This window comes from Streptomyces sp. S3(2020) (assembly GCF_013044505.1).
Classification (GTDB): domain Bacteria; phylum Actinomycetota; class Actinomycetes; order Streptomycetales; family Streptomycetaceae; genus Streptomyces.
Map to the genome: position 1 here is coordinate 1 of NZ_JABERD010000550.1, position 804 is coordinate 804.

The following is an 804-nucleotide window of genomic DNA, read 5'->3' on the forward strand; positions in this document are numbered from 1 at the left end:
TTGTTCGGTCGGCGGGCCGCCCGGGTGCTACCCCACCCTCTGCTGTGGCAGCGTCGGAGGTGTATAAGAGACAGACCCTGCGGACGGCAGCCAGGGGCTTCCGTCCGTTCGCGGCCCGCCGCGGCCGGGTCTGCTGTGGTCTGACGTACGTCTCCACGGGCCAGCTCGACCGCGCCCGTACGGTCCTGCGCCGCACCCTCGACCTGATGGCACCCGTGCTGGAGACGGACCTCCTGGTGGTGGTCCTGGAACCCAGCTGCGCGGCGGCGCTCCGCACGGATCTGCCGGAACTGCTCCACGGCGACGAGCGGGCCGCGCGGCTCGCCTCGCGGGTGGTGACCTTCGCGGAGGCGCTGGAGCGACTCGCGCCGGACTGGCGGCCGCCCCGCGTGGACCGTCCGGTGGCCGGCCAGACCCACTGCCACCAGCACGCGGTACTCGGCGACGCGTCCGAACGCCGACTGCGCGAAGCGGCGGGCCTGACCGGTGAGTTGGCGGGCGGCTGCTGTGGTCTCGCGGGCAACTTCGGTTTCGAGAAGGGGCACTTCCAGGCCACCCCTCCCCCCCCGCACCTCCCCCGCCCGCCCCCCCCCCCCGCCCGCCCCCCGCCCCGACCGCCCCCCCCCCACGCCCGGCCGGCGCCCGGCCGCGCGGCCCGCCCCCCCGCGCGGCCGGCCGGCCGCCCGCCCGGCCCGCGCGCGGCCCACCCCGGCCCCCCGCCAGTCCCCCCACCCCCCCCCCACGCCCCCCGCGCCCGCCCCCACCCGGCGCCGCCGCCCCCCCGCCCCCCGCCCACCCCGCCGC

Annotated in this window: 1 pseudogene; it reads left to right on the forward strand. The window is 79.9% G+C overall.

From position 1 onward, the window contains the following. A pseudogene (locus HLK59_RS50275) lies at nt 1-551 on the forward strand ((Fe-S)-binding protein); the annotation flags it as partial. Nucleotides 552-804 lie beyond the last annotated feature (253 nt).